Annotated in this window: 16 protein-coding genes; 10 read left to right on the top strand and 6 right to left on the bottom strand. The window is 48.3% G+C overall.

The features are described 5' to 3' along the window. From KNQ18_RS14200 to KNQ18_RS14180, 5 genes are all read left to right on the top strand, one after another. Window positions 1-684: a response regulator transcription factor gene (locus KNQ18_RS14200; protein ID WP_214772252.1), complete on the top strand. Its 684-nt coding sequence runs from the start codon at window positions 1-3 to the stop codon at window positions 682-684. After that, the gene (locus KNQ18_RS14195; protein WP_149427992.1) at window positions 681-1,952 is read left to right on the top strand and encodes a HAMP domain-containing sensor histidine kinase; all 1,272 of its coding nucleotides are present in this window, start codon (window positions 681-683) and stop codon (window positions 1,950-1,952) included. Before KNQ18_RS14200 ends, KNQ18_RS14195 begins: the two co-directional genes overlap by 4 nt. 67 nt (window positions 1,953-2,019) lie before the next feature. Continuing rightward, window positions 2,020-3,093 carry a site-2 protease family protein gene (locus tag KNQ18_RS14190; RefSeq protein WP_149427993.1) on the top strand — a complete coding sequence of 358 codons (1,074 nt, stop codon included), beginning with the start codon at window positions 2,020-2,022 and terminating at the stop codon, window positions 3,091-3,093. 150 nt (window positions 3,094-3,243) lie between these two features. Further along, window positions 3,244-4,632 (top strand): MATE family efflux transporter, encoded by a 1,389-nt coding sequence (locus tag KNQ18_RS14185; protein ID WP_149427994.1) that lies wholly within the window; start codon window positions 3,244-3,246, stop codon window positions 4,630-4,632. A gap of 108 nt (window positions 4,633-4,740) precedes the next feature. Continuing rightward, entirely contained in the window at window positions 4,741-5,307 is a 567-nt protein-coding gene (locus KNQ18_RS14180; RefSeq protein WP_053452136.1) for a 3'-5' exonuclease, read from the top strand. A gap of 415 nt (window positions 5,308-5,722) precedes the next feature. On the opposite strand, the gene KNQ18_RS14175 is transcribed toward KNQ18_RS14180, so the two are convergent. From KNQ18_RS14175 to KNQ18_RS14165, 3 genes are all read right to left on the bottom strand, one after another. After that, the gene (locus KNQ18_RS14175) at window positions 5,723-6,838 is read right to left on the bottom strand and encodes an NADH-dependent flavin oxidoreductase (protein WP_058265686.1); all 1,116 of its coding nucleotides are present in this window, start codon (window positions 6,836-6,838) and stop codon (window positions 5,723-5,725) included. A gap of 92 nt (window positions 6,839-6,930) precedes the next feature. Then, complete coding sequence (locus KNQ18_RS14170) at window positions 6,931-9,021, bottom strand: MMPL family transporter (RefSeq protein WP_214725094.1); 2,091 nt, start codon at window positions 9,019-9,021, stop codon at window positions 6,931-6,933. Window positions 9,022-9,090: 69 nt separating this feature from the next. After that, the gene (locus KNQ18_RS14165) at window positions 9,091-9,885 is read right to left on the bottom strand and encodes a hypothetical protein (protein ID WP_082663182.1); all 795 of its coding nucleotides are present in this window, start codon (window positions 9,883-9,885) and stop codon (window positions 9,091-9,093) included. A gap of 115 nt (window positions 9,886-10,000) precedes the next feature. Between KNQ18_RS14165 and KNQ18_RS14160 the strand changes: the two genes are divergently transcribed. After that, on the top strand, window positions 10,001-10,174 hold the full coding sequence (locus KNQ18_RS14160; RefSeq protein WP_023469668.1) for a YycC family protein: 174 nt from the start codon (window positions 10,001-10,003) through the stop codon (window positions 10,172-10,174). A gap of 46 nt (window positions 10,175-10,220) precedes the next feature. On the opposite strand, the gene KNQ18_RS14155 is transcribed toward KNQ18_RS14160, so the two are convergent. Then, entirely contained in the window at window positions 10,221-10,703 is a 483-nt protein-coding gene (locus tag KNQ18_RS14155; protein ID WP_058265683.1) for a site-2 protease family protein, read from the bottom strand. 180 nt (window positions 10,704-10,883) lie between these two features. Next, a complete protein-coding gene (pulA, locus tag KNQ18_RS14150) occupies window positions 10,884-12,890 on the bottom strand; it encodes a type I pullulanase (protein WP_251133430.1) in 2,007 nt (668 codons plus the stop codon). Window positions 12,891-13,001: 111 nt separating this feature from the next. On the opposite strand from pulA, the gene KNQ18_RS14145 reads away from it, so the two are divergent. Further along, window positions 13,002-13,496, top strand: coding sequence for a YajQ family cyclic di-GMP-binding protein (locus tag KNQ18_RS14145; RefSeq protein WP_023469671.1), 495 nt, complete (start codon window positions 13,002-13,004; stop codon window positions 13,494-13,496). Between the two features lie 109 nt (window positions 13,497-13,605). Here the strand turns inward: KNQ18_RS14145 and KNQ18_RS14140 are convergent, their stop codons facing one another. Next, window positions 13,606-14,391: a 3-hydroxybutyrate dehydrogenase gene (locus KNQ18_RS14140; protein ID WP_023469672.1), complete on the bottom strand. Its 786-nt coding sequence runs from the start codon at window positions 14,389-14,391 to the stop codon at window positions 13,606-13,608. 121 nt (window positions 14,392-14,512) lie between these two features. Here KNQ18_RS14140 and KNQ18_RS14135 point away from each other — a divergent pair, with 121 nt between their 5' ends. The 3 genes from KNQ18_RS14135 to KNQ18_RS14125 all read left to right on the top strand — a co-directional run bounded on the left by KNQ18_RS14135 (window position 14,513) and on the right by KNQ18_RS14125 (window position 16,566). After that, complete coding sequence (locus tag KNQ18_RS14135; protein WP_050678448.1) at window positions 14,513-15,391, top strand: LysR family transcriptional regulator; 879 nt, start codon at window positions 14,513-14,515, stop codon at window positions 15,389-15,391. 91 nt (window positions 15,392-15,482) lie between these two features. Beyond that, window positions 15,483-15,896: a carboxymuconolactone decarboxylase family protein gene (locus KNQ18_RS14130; protein ID WP_023469674.1), complete on the top strand. Its 414-nt coding sequence runs from the start codon at window positions 15,483-15,485 to the stop codon at window positions 15,894-15,896. Window positions 15,897-15,972: 76 nt separating this feature from the next. Then, window positions 15,973-16,566 carry a metallophosphoesterase family protein gene (locus tag KNQ18_RS14125; protein ID WP_214725099.1) on the top strand — a complete coding sequence of 198 codons (594 nt, stop codon included), beginning with the start codon at window positions 15,973-15,975 and terminating at the stop codon, window positions 16,564-16,566. Window positions 16,567-16,611 lie beyond the last annotated feature (45 nt).

Genomic DNA, 16,611 nt, shown 5'->3' with positions numbered 1-16,611 from the left:
ATGCCAACCACCATCTTAATCGTTGAGGACGATGCGAAAATCGCACGCCTCCTTGAACTCGAACTCCAATATGCCGGGTACGCGACACGTGTCGCCTCTAACGGAAAAGATGGTCTCGCTGCCGCTGAGCATTCGGTTGATCTCGTCTTACTCGACGTGATGATGCCGGAGCTGAGCGGCTTCGAGGTGTTGCGCAGGCTCCGCGGAAAAGGCATTCATGTCCCCGTCATTATGCTAACAGCACGTGGAGAAGTTTACGATAAAGTCGCAGGACTCGATCTTGGTGCGAATGATTATGTGACGAAACCGTTCGAGATGGAGGAACTCCTTGCCCGGATCCGGGCGTTACTCCGCACTCCGGCTTCAACGAATAACGCATCGCGCACGTTACAGTTCGCTGATCTTGTACTCGACCTTGATCGACACGAAGCATTTCGCGATGAATTGCGACTCGATTTGACACCACGTGAGTTCGAACTCCTGACGTATTTACTCGAAAACAAGGAACATGTCCTGACACGCGAACAAATCCTAAATCGCGTCTGGGGGTACGATTACTTCGGCGAGACGAATATCGTCGACGTCTACATTCGTTATCTTCGGAAAAAAGTCGATGCCCACCCTCCTGCTTTGATTCAGACCGTTCGTGGAGTGGGGTATGTGCTACGGGAGGCGACGTCATGAAGCTTCGAACGAAACTTGCTTTATCCGTCACCGCCTTCACGACACTCTTATTGTTACTTTCGTTCATCGTCGTGACCTTCGTCGTCCGCAATCATTTGATTGAATCCCGTTATACGCAGCTTGAACAGGCAGAGGAATTGATGGAGGATGATTCATCGGTCCGGGCATTACTGACGCTTCATGAAGATTCCGTCGTCTTATCGAACGAAGATGGACGATGGGTCATTTCAAACGATAAAGAGGATGACAACTCTTCTACCGTTAACGGAGACGTACGAGCAAGTGACCTCCCTGGTATCCCGCGCTCGAACGAACCTTTCAAGTCTGGCGATTGGTTCGGTATCGTCTATCAGGATCAAGCCTATTTATTCGAAGATGAAAGCGTCGATGATACGGTCTCGACACTCATCTTGACCTTCACCATCGTGTTGGTCGTCGGAATCGTCATCGCGTTCATCAGTAGCTTCTGGATTGCATATCAGACGCTTCGCCCGCTCAGGCAACTGAATGATACGATGCAACGGATCTCGTCTTCTGGAACGCTTGAGACTGTGCAGACCGAACGCGATGATGAGATCGGTCGCCTCGGTCATGTCTTCAATCAGATGATTGGGCGTGTCGATCAGACGATGGAACAACAACGGCAGTTCGTCGCCGATGTCTCGCATGAGATGAAGACACCGCTGACCGTCATCGAAGGGTATGCGCAATTATTGAAGCGATGGGGCAAAACGAAGCCGGACGTCCTTGATGAATCGATTGAAAATATCTTACAGGAGACGCATGCGATGCGGACGACCTTGATCGAGCCCATGCTCGAACTGTCTCGTCTCGGTTATGAAGAAACGTCTGTCGAAGAGATTGACTTAGCCGAGCTTGGGAGCGAACTCGCTGATCGGATGTATCACGCGACAGGGACGATCATCCCTGTTGATGCCTCTGGAACAATCCTGGCGAATCGCGAAGCGGTGCTACGCATCTTGACGATTTATATCGATAACGCCCTGAAATATGCCACTTCTCCTGAATTGCATCTGCGCAAGGAGCGACTCGCTGTTCTTGATCGAGGAACATCTCTAACGAACGAAGAACGTACCCGGTTATTTGACCGGTTTTACCGACTTGATGCAGCACGCGATCGTTCAGGAAGTGGACTCGGATTGTCGATTGCTGCTGCACTTGCGACGACACACCATTTTCAGGTCGGTAGTGAAGCGCGTCAGCCAGATGGCAGTTGTTTCTATCTGATTCCCGAGCAGTCTAAATGAAACTTTTTCTACATTTGTGTCGTACACTTAAGGAAGAACGTCACATGATGAAAGAAGGAATTTCACGATGGCTAAAAAACGTTGGGGTGGACTTGCTGTTGCCGGCGCCTTTCTCTTAACGAAAGGAAAGGTCATCCTTGCCTTATTGAAACTTTCGAAGTTTGGAGGCACTCTGATTTCGTTCGGAGTTTCGCTTCTCTTTTACGCTCAAGTATTCGGTGTCTGGTTCGGAGTCGGATTGCTCTATCTCCTATTCATTCATGAGATGGGACATCTACTCGCTGCGAAACGACTCGGTTTTAAAACGGGTCCCGCGATTTTCGTACCGTTCATGGGAGCCGTCATCGGAATCAAAGATACGTTCCGGACACCAAAACAAGAAGCGATTCTTGCGTACGGTGGACCACTCGCGGGTCTTGTGTCCCTGATTCCGCTTGCGATTGGATACGCTGTGACGGGAAATGACTTTTGGCTCGTCATCTTCCATCTCGGAGCTCTATTGAATCTCTTCAACCTACTTCCCGTCAGTCCGCTTGACGGCGGACGGATTCTTGCGGGACTTCCGATCATCGTTTGGGTCGCTGGTCTTGCTGCCTTGATTGCTTACGGCATCACGAACTTCAGCCTGATTCTGCTCTTGATTGCTTTCTTCGGCGGCAGTGCTGTCTGGAAACGGTATAAGTTCGCAAAACAATATGAGGCGAACCGATCGACCTTGATGTTATACCGTGCTGCACGCGAACGCGTCTTACGCGCAAAGGCGGAGCAGGAACGTGCAAACGCTGAAGTCGTTCTTGCACCGGAAGTGGAGGAAGAACAAACGGTCGAAAGTACGTACGATCCGATTGCTTGGTCGCTTCGTCTCGATTTACAAGATTTGCGACAAGCGAGTCCAGAAGAGGCACGTCAGGAAGCGGACGATCTGTTACGGTATCAATATGATGCTGCGAACGACTACGATGCGTTGTTGCGACGAATCGATCAGCGGATCGAACCGCTCCGACTCGCTGAAGAGTCGGTCCAGTATCACCAGATGCCGAAAAAACAACAAACGATCACCTTACTCGCTTACTTGGCGCTCGGTGCCATTTTATTCATTGCTTTCGAGTACTCGAAAGGGTACTTGCCTACACCATCTTAAAACGAGTTCCATCGGATGCGCTTCATGGCGCATCCTTTTTTCATGGAACGAACACATTGACTAGAGTGATTTCTTGCATCTCTTCATAGAAGCGACTACTCTGAGTAAAACCCTACTTACCACTTGTCTAAAAAAGGAGGCTCTCCTTCCATGAATAAAAACACTGCCCGTTTGGGTGAAGCACCTGTCAACCAGCTCTTACTTAGTCTCTCCTTGCCGGCAATGGTCGGGATGCTCGTCACGGCACTCTATAATATCGTCGATACGATTTTCGTCGCTCAAGGCATCGGTACGGCTGCCGTTGCCGCTGTCGGAATCGCTTTCCCCGTCCAGCTCGTGTTGATGGCAATCGCCAACTCGATTGGGATCGGGGGGGCTGCGATTGCGTCACAACGGCTTGGTCAAAAACAGACGGATGGTGCCAGTCGTGCTTATGCGAACGTCTTGATAGCGGTTTTCTTCATCAGTATGCTCGCCATCATCAGTGCTTTCATCTTCGTCGAACCGTTACTTCGTCTCTTTGGAGCGACAGATGAAATCATGCCGTATAGCATCGATTTCTTACGCGTCCTCTTGATCGGATCTCCTTTCTTCATGTTGACGATGGCGTCGAGTGCAATGTTACGCGCAGAAGGACGCGCGAACTATCAGATGCGCGTCATGTTGACGACGGTTGCCATCAACATCGTCCTGACACCTCTGTTCATCTTTGGTCTTGATTGGGGCATCCAAGGTGCTGCACTCGGGACAGTCGTTGCGCAAATCGTCGGTGCTGCACTTGTTTTCCGATTCTTCTTTACGAAACGTCGGCAAACGGGGTTAACACTCGATCGGAATGCTTTCAAACCCGATTTCCGTTTAACGTTTCGGATGATGCAAATCGGATCATCGTCGTTCATCATGCAAGTCTCCCAATCGATTTTGTTCATCACCGTCAACCACATGCTCGTCCGGTACGGGGGTACGACAGAACTAGCGACGTTTGCGGTCATCAATAAGTTCATGGCGCTTGTCGGTATGCCGATCATGGGGATCGTACAAGGGATGCAACCGATCGTCGGGTATAATTTCGGTTCTCGGCAATTTAGCCGGATGTCGCTTGCCATCAAACTCGCAATCCGTTACGGCTTATCGTTATCAATCAGCTTGTGGTTACTGATTCAACTGTTCCCCCGTTTTTGGGTCGGCTTGTTCACGGAAGAAGCAACACTGCTGCAGGAAGGCTCGAGTGCGATGCGCATCTTATTCGCTCTATCGTTCGTCTATGGGATTCAAATGATTGTCAACGGGATGTATCAATCGCTCGCCAAAGCAAAAGTCGCTTTATTCTTGTCCTTGTCACGCCAAACGTTATACACGATTCCACTCGTCCTAATCTTACCCCTGTTCTTCGGTGTCAATGGTGTCTGGTTCGCTTTCCCGATCGCTGATGCGATGGCTGTCTTGACGGCCCTTGTCTTCGCCTATAAAGATCGCGTTCTGTTATTTAAGCCGGAGGAATACGTCGCAGAGGAACAAAAAGTCGCCACCGCGAAGTGAATGGAAGAGATATCAGATCATCTGCCTTGCAGATGGTCTTTTTTGATGGACTTCTATAATACGAACATGTATTCTGTTACTAGTGAATGACAGAAAGGAGCCTGCTACATGTATACATTAGCGATTGACTTTGAAACGGCAAATCGGAATAGCCGAAGTATTTGTGCGTTTGGTTGGTCCGTTCTCTCTAACGGTCGCGTCACGGAGAGTAAACAGGTCTTAATCAATCCAGAAGAAAACTTCGATGCCGGAAACATCCGGGTTCATGGAATTCGTCCGAGTGATGTCTTCGATGCACCGACGTTACCTGAAGCGATGGAAGCACATGGCTTATACGATTTAATTGCAGGTGCTCAACTGGTCGTCGCCCACAATGCATCATTTGATATGGGGGCGCTCCAAAAAGCGATTCAAAAATACGATATGTACCAGATGCCTGCTTTCACGTACGGTTGCACGGTCAAGTTATCCCGCAAACTGTATCCGTGGTTGCCGAACCATCGATTGAATACGATGGCAGAATTCCTCAACGTCTCTTTCCAGCACCATGATGCGAAAGAGGATGCCTACGTCTGTGCCTTGCTCTTAAACGATATGTTGGAACGAACGAATCTACAGGATCCGGTCACCTTGCATACGTTTTGTGGCGTTCGGATGGGACAGGTTGCCTATTAATAAACAAAAAAATTGTAGACAACAGGGCTGACTCCAAAAAATGATGCATCTTTTCACGCCCTTTCCTCAGGCGAGACACAAGCCAGTTTTCCCGCTCTATTCGAGCAGGAAACGGGTCTCGTTTGTCTCTGACATCGCATAAATGCGCTTTTCCCTGTAGGAGTGGCGTGTGGCGCGTCATTCTTTTTATACCGAAGGATCAGAGAAGCGTTTTGTTCACTCGACATCGCTTCCTAGGGAAAAACAAGCAAGAGCGACCCTGCAGCGAAGCGAAGCGGCGCGATGCTTGTCCCAGGAAAATGATGCGAGACGAACAAAAAAGCGCAATCCTTCTCGTTAGAGAAAAATTGCACTTTACCTTCAGTCTCAAAGCACTCTAGACACGAGATCTAGAGTGCTTTTTGATGCTGTTCTATTATTTGCTTGTTTGTTTGATCGGGAACCAGCCTGGACGACTTGTGATACCTGCCCATAACGCATCTGGAACGACGAGTTCTGCTTGTGCTTCTGGATCAAGTTCGGTCCGGATTGACGCAAGGTCACCCGCTTCGACTTTCTCAACCCATTTCGGTTCCATGATCAGTTCACGACCGAGGGCGATCATTGGAACGACAGCCAAACCTTGTTCGACTTCGTCCGCTGTGTGCAACGATCCGACACCGATGACAGGTACTTGTTCGCCAACACGTTCTTGGACGAGCGTGATTGGTGATGTCGTTGCATTTTCGTCACGAATCGAACCTGCGAAGAAGTCCATCACGGAAACGTGCAAGTAATCGAGGTCTTTTTTCGCCAGCTCATCGACGAGGCGCATCGTATCATCGAGTGTGATTCCTGGATTTTCGATCTCTTCTGGAGAGAAACGGTATCCGACGATGAACGAAGGATCCTGTTTCGCGACAGCTTCGACTGCATCCACGACCGCTAATGGGAAGGCGAGACGTTTTTCTAAGCTACCGCCCCATTTGTCTTCGCGACGGTTTGAGTGTGGTGAGAAGAATTGTTGAATCAAGTACGTGTTCGCACCGTGAATCTCAACACCATCAAATCCAGCTTCCATCGCACGACGTGTCGCTTGACCGAATGCTTCAACGATTGCTTCAACTTCTTCTGCCTCTAATGCACGAGGTGTCATTGCCCCTTCACGTACGGGTGCGACAGCACTTGCACTGACTGTTTGCCCACCGACGAGTTCTGGTGGTGCCATGCGACCAGCGTGGAAGATTTGTAAGATCGCTTTTGCGCCTTTATCTTGAATCGTTTTTGCAAGTCGCTTCAGACTTGGAACGAGATCGTCACGATGCGCACCGAACTCATTCGGGAATCCTTGACCGTCTGCCGTGACGTTCGCACATGCTGTAATGACCGCACTGACGCCGCCTGAACGTTCCGCATAGTACGCGAGTTCCGCATCCGATACTTCGCCGTTCTCTTGTGCCGCATAGTTCGTCATCGGTGCCATCAAGACGCGGTTTTTCAGCGTCACACCGTTTGGTAATGTAAATGGTTCAAACATTGCTTGAGTTGCCATGAGTGAAGTGCCTCCTCTAATTTCTTGAATTGAATATCGACAGTATACGCTCGTCTTCCTCTGAATAGCTACTGATGTGCTTACGTGATGTGTCACTTGCGGATCGCTTTACGACGACCACCCGGCCACCACCAGTTCCAGTGACCAAATAGTTTCATCAGTGCGGGGACGAGTAGCATCCGGACGATCGTAGCATCAATAAATATCGCAAGCGCGATACCGACGCCAAGTTGTTTAATTGGACTGACGCCCGTGAAGGCAAACGCCCCTGTGACGACGATCATGATCAAGGCAGCAGACGTAATGATTTTACTCGTCTTCGCAAGCCCCATCTCGGTCGCGTAATCGTTATCGCCTGTCTCGTCATAATACTCTTCCATTCGCGAGACGAGGAACACTTCATAATCCATCGATAAACCAAAGACGAGTGAGAAGATGAAGACCGGTGTCAGAATGCCGATCGTCTCCTGCGGAAGAACTGCGCCGGACTCGAACAAGATGACGAGTAATCCGAATGTCGCTCCTAGACTAAGCAAATTCATCAGAATCGCCTTGATTGGGATCAAGATGGACCGGAACGCAATCAGCAGGATGATGAATGTCGCCAAAACGACGACACCGACTGCTAGTGGGAGTTTCGATTCAATGGCATCATAAATTTCCTGATTGAAGGCTGCCGGTCCCCCGACAAGATAACCGTCCGCTTGCATCTTTCGCACCCAGTCTTGCGAAGCAGCATCGCCGGGATCTCCTTTTAAGTTAACATCAATTCGTGCTTGGTCGTTCTCTGATAGAAATGCCGTCAAAGCTTCGCGCCCGGCCGGAACAGCGACTAACTGCTCGAGCGTCACTTGTTGCTGTTCGGCAATCGTTGCGGCGGATACGACGGAACGTACATCGGGATCCGACTCGAGTCGAATCGTCACGTCTTCGATTTTTTCTCGTCCCACCTCTGAGGAAGCATCAGCAGATAAAATGAGGACGGCGTCCGTTCCATCGTTTCCGAATGTTTTTTCCCACGACTCAAAGGCGAGACGCGATGGATACGATTCCGGTAAAGCGGTCGCTTGCGGAATGTTCAACGTCAAATCACGTAACGGCAATAAACAAGGTAACAACAGCAATAAGGACAAAATCGTGACTGCGACCGGGCGCTTCATGACGAAACGAGCGAGGCGACGCCAACGATCTTCACTACGACCTGCTCGCTGCCGGAAGAGTCGTCCTTTCTCTAACACCTTCCCGAAAACGATCAATAGTGCCGGTAGTAACGTTAATGCACTGACGACTGCCCCGAGGACCGAAACGAGCGTCCCGATCGCAACAGCGCGGAAGACATCCACATCAATCAGCAATAGCCCGGCAAGTCCGACGAATACACAGATTCCGGAAAATAAAATTGAACGCCCTGCCGTCTCGACCGAACGGATCGCCGCCTTCCGAATATCTTGTCCGTCCTGCCGTTCTTCGCGAAATCGATTGACGTATAACAGCGAAAAATCAATTCCGAGCGCCAGCGAAATCATCGCGACCGCATTCAAGACGAAGATTGATAACTCTTGTTGCCCGGCGACGAAATAAAGAACACCGGCACCAAAGACAAAAGTAACGAGTCCCATGATCAACGGTAGGATGGCGGCAACCGGAGTACCGAAAACGAGTAGCAAGACGATCAACGCTGCTGGAATTCCAATCAACTCAGCCCGGATGAGATCATTTTTCGACGCTGTATTCAAATCATCGACGACGACTGGTTCACCCGTTAGTCGAATCGTTCCGGTATCATCCAGTTGACGTGTGACCGCAGCTGCCCATTTCGCATCAAGTGTCGGTACCCCGACCGTCACGTATCCCTTATCGTTCCGAATCGCTCGCGGATTTTCAACAGGACCAGTGACGTTCCCGACACCTTTGATATCACGGAAGCGCTCGACATGTTCCACCATCGTTTGTTGTAGATTCTCTTGATTTTCAAATAGAACGATGATCGTATGCGGATCCTGACCGAAGTCTTGATCGAGTACTGTCTCGACGCGTTGAAAATCACCGTCACGCGTAAATCCGTTTCCTTCTAGCCGATCGGGTAGTTGATAAGCGAAATATCCAAGCACGACGAGCAGGATTGCCCAAACAATCAACACTCCTCGAAAATACGTACTCATCAGATGACCAAGCCGTTGCATGATGCGTCCCCTTTCTGTATAAACGTACAAAAAACATCCTTCTTGCTGAAAAGCGAAAAGGATGTTTCATTACGTCTTTTGAAAAATTTGAACCCATGTGTTGCCGAATGTCGCCGATGTCGATACGATCGCAAGACGTCGCGCCTCTTCATCGAGTAACACACTTTTGAGTAAAACGGAGGAATGACATCCCTCGAACTTATATTTCAGCTGACTCTTCTCATACAAGTAAAAACGAGATGAATCGGTGATCGAAAACAATTGGTGCCGGTGATCAACGAGCGAGTACTCCGCGTAATCTGAAAAAGGAATGATCGATTCCTGATTCGTCGCAGCGTCCCAAATCACATACCGTTCTTTTAGATCATCATAAGAAATGATCGTCGTAGGTGCGATGAATCGTTCGAACGTCAAACGTGTATCATATCCTCGCTCCACTAAGCGCCCGAACAGTGGCGCCTCTTCATAATTTGAGTACCGCCAGTCCCCTGTTTGAACGTTCACACAGACGACGTCTGTTTCTGCCGTGTACAGGAAGATCTCATCATCTTGCCACAAGAATAAATTACTGAACCATGCCTCGGAAAAAGCAGCGGGTCGCTTGATATAATCTAAATGCCCTTGCTCTAAATCTAGTAAACCAAAATAAGCTGACTCTTCAAATACGATGAACAATCGTCCACCGCCTGGCTCAATGTACCAGGAGAATGGAACATACGCACATGCTGTTTCCCATAGTGGTCTTAAATCCGCATCACATTTCATAAATCCGTGGCGATCTCGAAAAAGAAGCAAATCCTCCCCGATTCGATCAAACAGTGAGACGGATTCATGGAGTAACAGCTCTGCAGCAGGTTTATACATATGCATCACTTCCTACTTCATACGGTATCAACCTTCTCAGTTTCTCGCTACTATTGATGCGCTCGGCTTGCACCTCCTGTTATACTAACTTCATGGAAAAAGGAGGACGAACACGATGAAACCTTTACAATTATCAGCAGAGACGGCTGTCGAACTCGCAAAACGTCTGAACGTACCACTTGAACAACTGATGCATATGCCGCGCCATATCTTGATTCAAAAGCTCGTCGAACTCGAGCAGGAACAAGCGAAAACAGAATCGGATTCGTCTAGCGAATCGGAATCCTAAGTAAAAAGCCTCTTTTCCAATGACAGAAGGAGGCTTTAATCTTCGTTTAAGATTGTGGATGATAGTCTGATTTACCGTAACGGAAGACATTGATGATTGCTTTTCCGTCACTCGGATAACCATTCGGATGATCGATCGGGAAGAGGGAGAAAAAGACGAAATAAAACGAGAAATACGCAAATTGGTACGTAAAAATCGACGCCTCGAACACGCCGGCATAAATAAGACCATTTACGACTAAGATACTCACCAAGTTCGCGATCGATCCACCAGCATAGACCATGATATTAGCAAACTTCGTTTCGTGACGTAGCGCCTCATATTGACACCATCCATCCCAAAAATAAACACGATTCAGTCGAATTGGACCAACACGAAGCAATGATTTGCCTGAACCAATATTGATTTCCATGTTTCCACCGAACAATCGGGCAAAAAAGTAATGACCCATCTCATGAATCAATGTCACGATAGGTAGCAGTAAAAAGAACGATAAAAAGAATTTCCATAAATCACCGAAACCGAACATACAACGTACACCCTCTCACTTCAAAACAACATCTTAAATACTACATATAATTTTCCCGAAAGATGTATCTTCAAACAATGTTTCGATGATTTTCGCAAGTCAATTGCATGACAGACTGACATCGGACTGTCATCCACGTAAAAAAAGGACGAAGTCTTATAGCGCTTCGTCCTTCTTGATTTAATCGGTTTTCTTACGACGTTTGTTCGCTGCGTACAACAATCCGATAATTGTCAGTGCTGCACCACCTGCCACCGCATACTTCTTGTAGTCCGCTTTTCGTTCGGCGATGACCGTCGTCGTCAATGCTGGAACGACCAACTGTTTCTCTTCATGCAGTCGTGGTGCGTGCAACTTAACGGCACCCGACTCCACTAACACCTCGAATTCACCGTTTGGCAATTCAATCGTGATATCCTCTTCCGTCGCATTATGATAGACACGCTGCCGTTCGACGTATCCTTCATATGTTCGCTTCAGTTCAAAGGCAATGACACCTTCCCCTTCTTCGAGGAAACGAAGATGCTTTTTGATCATCGATGCGTTTGCGAGACGGAACATCGGATACTGACGACGAAGGGCAATCAATCCTTTGACGTACTCGACGGCCGGGCGCTCTGTTTCTGCACGTTCATAATCGAGACGATTGACGACCTCTCCGGCATTGAAGCTGTCACGAATACCGTCCTTCGTCCGGAAAAACTCTTGTCCGGCATGAAGGAACGGAATCCCTTGTCCCGTCAAGATGATCGCATTCGCGAGCATTTGCCGTTTCCGACGAGTCTCTTCCGTATCCTCTGGGCGAGACACCGTTAATTTATCCCAAATCGTCAAATCATCGTGAGCTTCGACATACGAGACGACCTGATTCGGCTCATCAGCAAATCCTTGTGAAGAGACGTTACCAGCGATTCCCCGTTTGACTTCACTCGTCCGGTCGAATGCCCCGCTGATGAAACCACGGTCTTCCGGCGTTTGAACATCTCCTTTGACCCCGTCTCGTAAACCGTTATTGAAGTGAGCGATTCCTGGCATTTTCGGTGCATTGAAGTAGTTCGCTTTTTCTTCTGGATCAAGTGGCGTATCGAGATCCCAACCTTCACCGATGATCAGAATCGACGGATCAATCCGGTCAAGTGCATGGCGCACCTGATTCATTGTCTCGACATCATGCAGTCCCATCAAATCGAATCGGAAACCATCCAGATGGTATTCTTTCGCCCAGTACGTCACACAATCAAGAATGAACTTTCGCATCATCAGACGTTCAGATGCCGTATCATTTCCACAGAAACTACCATTTGAGAGACTACCATCCGCCTCTTGACGATAGAAGTATCCAGGAACGAACTGACCGAGCGGAACCGTTGCTACATCATACGTATGATTGAAGACGACGTCCATGATGACACGGATCCCGCGATCGTGTAACGCTTGTACCAATTGTTTTAATTCAAGAATCCGCGTTCGTGGATCATCTGGATTCGACGAGTATGAACCTTCCGGCGCAAAGTAGTTCACCGGGTCATACCCCCAGTTATAGTTATCCGGGTCGTTCGGCGCTGTCTCATTGACTGAGCCAAAATCATAGATCGGCAGTAACTGGACATGTGTCACACCGAGATCCGCTAAATAATCAAGTCCTGTCAATCCGCCATTTGGTGTCCGTGTCCCTGCTTCCGTCAGCCCAGCGAACGTACCACGTGCGACGACACCACTAGCCGGATGACTCGTTGCATCGCGTACATGTAATTCATACACAACTGCGTCTTGCGAAGAATGGAACAGTGGGCGTTCTTCGATCCATCGTTCTGGTGTCACACTTGTCGGGTCGATCAACGCACCGCGTTTTCCATTCGTTCCGACGGCTTTCGCATACGGATCGACCGCCTCGACCTTTTGTCCGTTGATGCTCGCTTGAAACGTATAGAAATAACCTTCATATGCCGCTCGATCGAGTTCAACGACGTACGTTCCCCGTTCGCCTGCCACCATCTCGACCTCTTCGACTTTTCGTGCGCGTAGTGTCTTGTAGAGACGAATCACGACACGTTCTGCCGTCGGCGCCCATAAGCGCACGCGAATCGCTGTCTCTGAGAAGGTCGCTCCTAAATCATTTCCACTATAGGCAAATCGCTCATCCAGTTCTTGCGGTGTGAGCGTCAACATGTCTGCTGTTTGTTTCAAAGCTAAGCACCCCTTTCATTTCATGGTTTTTATTATAACAAAATTTCAAAGCAGTGGACGCTTCCGGTATTCCTCTCTAAAATAGAGAGTGGAATGAAAGGGGAGATTAACATGGCAGCAAAAGATAATTCATTTGATATCGTGTCACAAATCAACATCGAGGAAGTCAAGAATGCAGTTCAGATCGCACTAAAAGAAATCACGAACCGCTTCGACTTCAAAGGTTCAAAGAGCGACATGAAGCTCGAAAAAGAGGATTTGATTCTAATCTCAGATGACGATTTCAAACTCGATCAAGTCAAAGATGTCTTAACAGCAAAATTGATCAAGCGCGAAGTCCCGACCAAAAACCTGCAGTACGAAAAAGTCGAACAGGCTGCTGGCAATACGGTTCGCCAACGCGTCATCCTTAAGAGCGGGATTGATCGTGACGATGCGAAAAAGATCAACAATGCCGTCAAGGAATCGAAATTAAAAGTGAAGACACAGATCCAAGATGATCAAATCCGCGTCACAGGTAAATCACGTGACGACTTGCAACAAGTCATGCAAATCGTTCGTGAGCTTCCGTTATCGGTCGACGTTCAATTCATTAACTTCCGTTAATCTACTCGCGTTAAATCGGCTGAACGTTCTTGTTCAGTCCATCAAACAAAAAAGGGAGGTGCTTTCTGGATCGTATCCAAGAAGCACCTCCCTTCATTTATATTGTTGCTTATTGCGCTGTGTAACCACCATCGAGAACGACAGCTTGACCCGTGACACCTGCTGCTTTGTCACTTGCAAGGAAAATAGCGTAATCCGCGATTTCTTTGACTTGGAGTAACCGTTGTTGCGGGACAAGTGGATAGATGACTTCTTCTAATACACGTTCGAGTGGTACATTCCGTGTTTCAGCGAGCGAAGACAATTGGTTTTGGACGAGTGGTGTATCGACATATCCTGGGCAAATCGCGTTGACCGTGATACCCGAAGTTGCCCCTTCTAATGCTGCGACTTTCGTTAAACCGATGACACCGTGTTTCGCACTGTTATAAGCAGCTTTCCCTGCAAAACCAATCAATCCGTTGATCGATGACATGTTCAAGATCCGTCCAGAGCCTTGTTTTTTCATGATCGGGAAGACATATTTCGTATAAAGGAATGGTGCACGAAGCATGATGCTTTGAAGCAAGTCGAATTTCTCAGTCGAGAACTCTTCGATTGGTGAGACGTGTTGCATTCCCGCGTTATTGATGACGATATCAATCGTTCCGTAATGTGCGACAGTCTGATCGATACTTGATTTGATTGCCTCTTCACTTGTCACATCACCTGCGACAGCAAACGCATCGAAGCCTTTTTCACGAAGCGTTTCAGCAGAGCGTTTTGCAGCTTCTTCCTGAAGATCGACGATGACGACCTTCGCACCTTCTTGAGCGAATTCTTCAGCGATCTCAAGACCGATTCCGCTTGCTGCTCCTGTAATTAACGCGACTTTTCCTTCGAGTTGTTTCATCATGATGGATTCCTTCTTTCTTTATCTTTACGTGTTCGGTCTCTTTACTGTACGCTGATTGAAAGAATAATAAAAATGAATACTTGTTATGACATCTATAACTCAAAAGAATAGGAGAATACTGATGGATTTCCGCCAACTGGAATACTTTACGGAAGTGGCACGCTTCAAAAGCTTCACTCGTGCCGCTGAACATCTCCACGTCACGCAACCGACACTCAGTAAAATGGTCCGTCACTTAGAAGAAGAACTTGAGATGGAATTGTTCGACCGGAGCAAACGACAAATCGTCCTGACGGATGCCGGCGAGACCTTATTGATTGAAGGTGAAAAGATTCTGCGACAGTTATCTGATCTGCCTTCTCATCTCTATGATGTCATGCATCTGACGAAGGGAACGATTCGGCTCGGCGTACCCCCACTAATTGGTTCGCTGTTTTTCCCGGGTCTACTGCGTCGCTTCGAAGAGATGTATCCGATGATTCAAATCGAATTAATCGAAGCCGGTGGACATGCGTTAGAAAAAGCGGTCGTCGCCGGTGAAGTCGATTTGATCGCAACGGTGCTGCCTTCGGATGAGCATTTAACGACACACCCCTTCATTGAAGAAGAACTTCATTTATTCTTACCGAGTGATCATCCACTCGCTGATCGGTCGATGATTGCGTTAGAAGAAGTTTCCGACATGCCGTTCGTCTTGTTCAACGAAACGTTCTCGCTACACGATGTTGTCTTGAACGCCTGCCAAGATGCCGGATTTACGCCTAACGTGTCTCGGGTGAGCTCGCAGTGGGACTTCTTATGTTTACTAGTCGCAGAAGGAAATGCCGTGACTGTCCTGCCGCGTTCGATCGCGGATCGCTTTTCGATTCGTGGCGTCAAAACGATCCCACTTGAAACACGAGTCCCGTGGCACTTAGGAATCGCTGTTCCAACCGGTCGCTACCAATCGTACGTGACGCGGAAATGGATTCAATTCGTCAGCGATATGTATTCCAAATAAGCATACTTTTCATAAAAACCATGTATTTGTAGAATGGAAATTCTTCCTTTACGATGAGAACATCGTTAAAAAAGAAAGGAAGTCCTTTACCATGGCAACTCATTTTGAATCACGTCACGAAACAGGCGTTAAAAAACTCAGCGAATTCACAGACGCAAACGCTGCACAATCGACGCATGACAAAATCTCTGAATCCCTGAAAGATATCGCTCCAGCAGTCGGTGAGTGGATCACGGATTTCGCATACGGTGAAGTTTACAGCCGCGATGGTCTCGTCAACCGTGACCGCGCAATCGTGACGATTGCTTCTCTCGTCACACAAGGTACAGAACCACAGCTTGCTCTCCACATCAATACTGGATTGACAGCTGGTTTAACAGGAAACGAAATCGTCGAAGCTATCATGCATCTTGTTCCTTACACTGGATTCCCACGTGTCTTGAACGCACTTGAAGTCGCAAAAGTCGTCTTCGCAGAACGTGGCGTCACAGTCGAAACAGAATAAGATCCGTACGACTTAATTGAAAAAAGATGGGCATGACGCATTTTCGGGTATCTCCTTAACAAAGGAGTGGTCGATCATGCGTTATGCCCTTTTTGCGGATCTTCACAGCTCAGTAGCCGACACAGCGGCTGTCCTAGCTGACATACGGCGGCTCGCTCCCGATGCGCATTTGTTTTGTCTCGGTGATGTTCATGAATGCCATGTCGGTAAAAAGCGAGCAAAGCGCTATTCTTTCGAATCGCTCTCCCTCGTCGTGACGCTCGATGATGATTTTTTAAAGCTGATTGATTTTAAGACGTTACTTGGTAATCAAGAAGAGCGCATCCTGTCGCTCGTTCCACCGCATCTATCTCCTGTCATCGATGTATTACGCGATTGCCCTCGAAAACAACGCATCGAGGGGGCATTGTTGATTCATGGAGACCAACTCAGTTGGTCGCGGGATTTTCTACCCGACCTGTCACAACAACGCGAACCGTTACTCTTTTTTGGTCATAGTCATATCAGAGGTTTGTTTCGAAATGGCATCGCCAAACCGAGCCCACTAGGTCAAACTTTATCCATCAAAGGAGGACGGTATGCCGTCAATCTAGGTCCCGTCGTGTTCGAACGAGAATGGTGTCTTTACGATTCAGAGCAACAAACGATCGTGTTCTATCAGGCGAAGTAAGAAGATACGACAAAAGCCGTCGGGCACAGGGCTCGACGGCTTTTG

The organism is Exiguobacterium sp. s78 (assembly GCF_018618985.1).
Taxonomy (GTDB): domain Bacteria; phylum Bacillota; class Bacilli; order Exiguobacteriales; family Exiguobacteriaceae; genus Exiguobacterium_A; species Exiguobacterium_A abrahamii.
The sequence above is the reverse complement of the archived record's forward strand: the minus strand, read 5'-3'. Positions and strand labels throughout refer to the sequence as shown.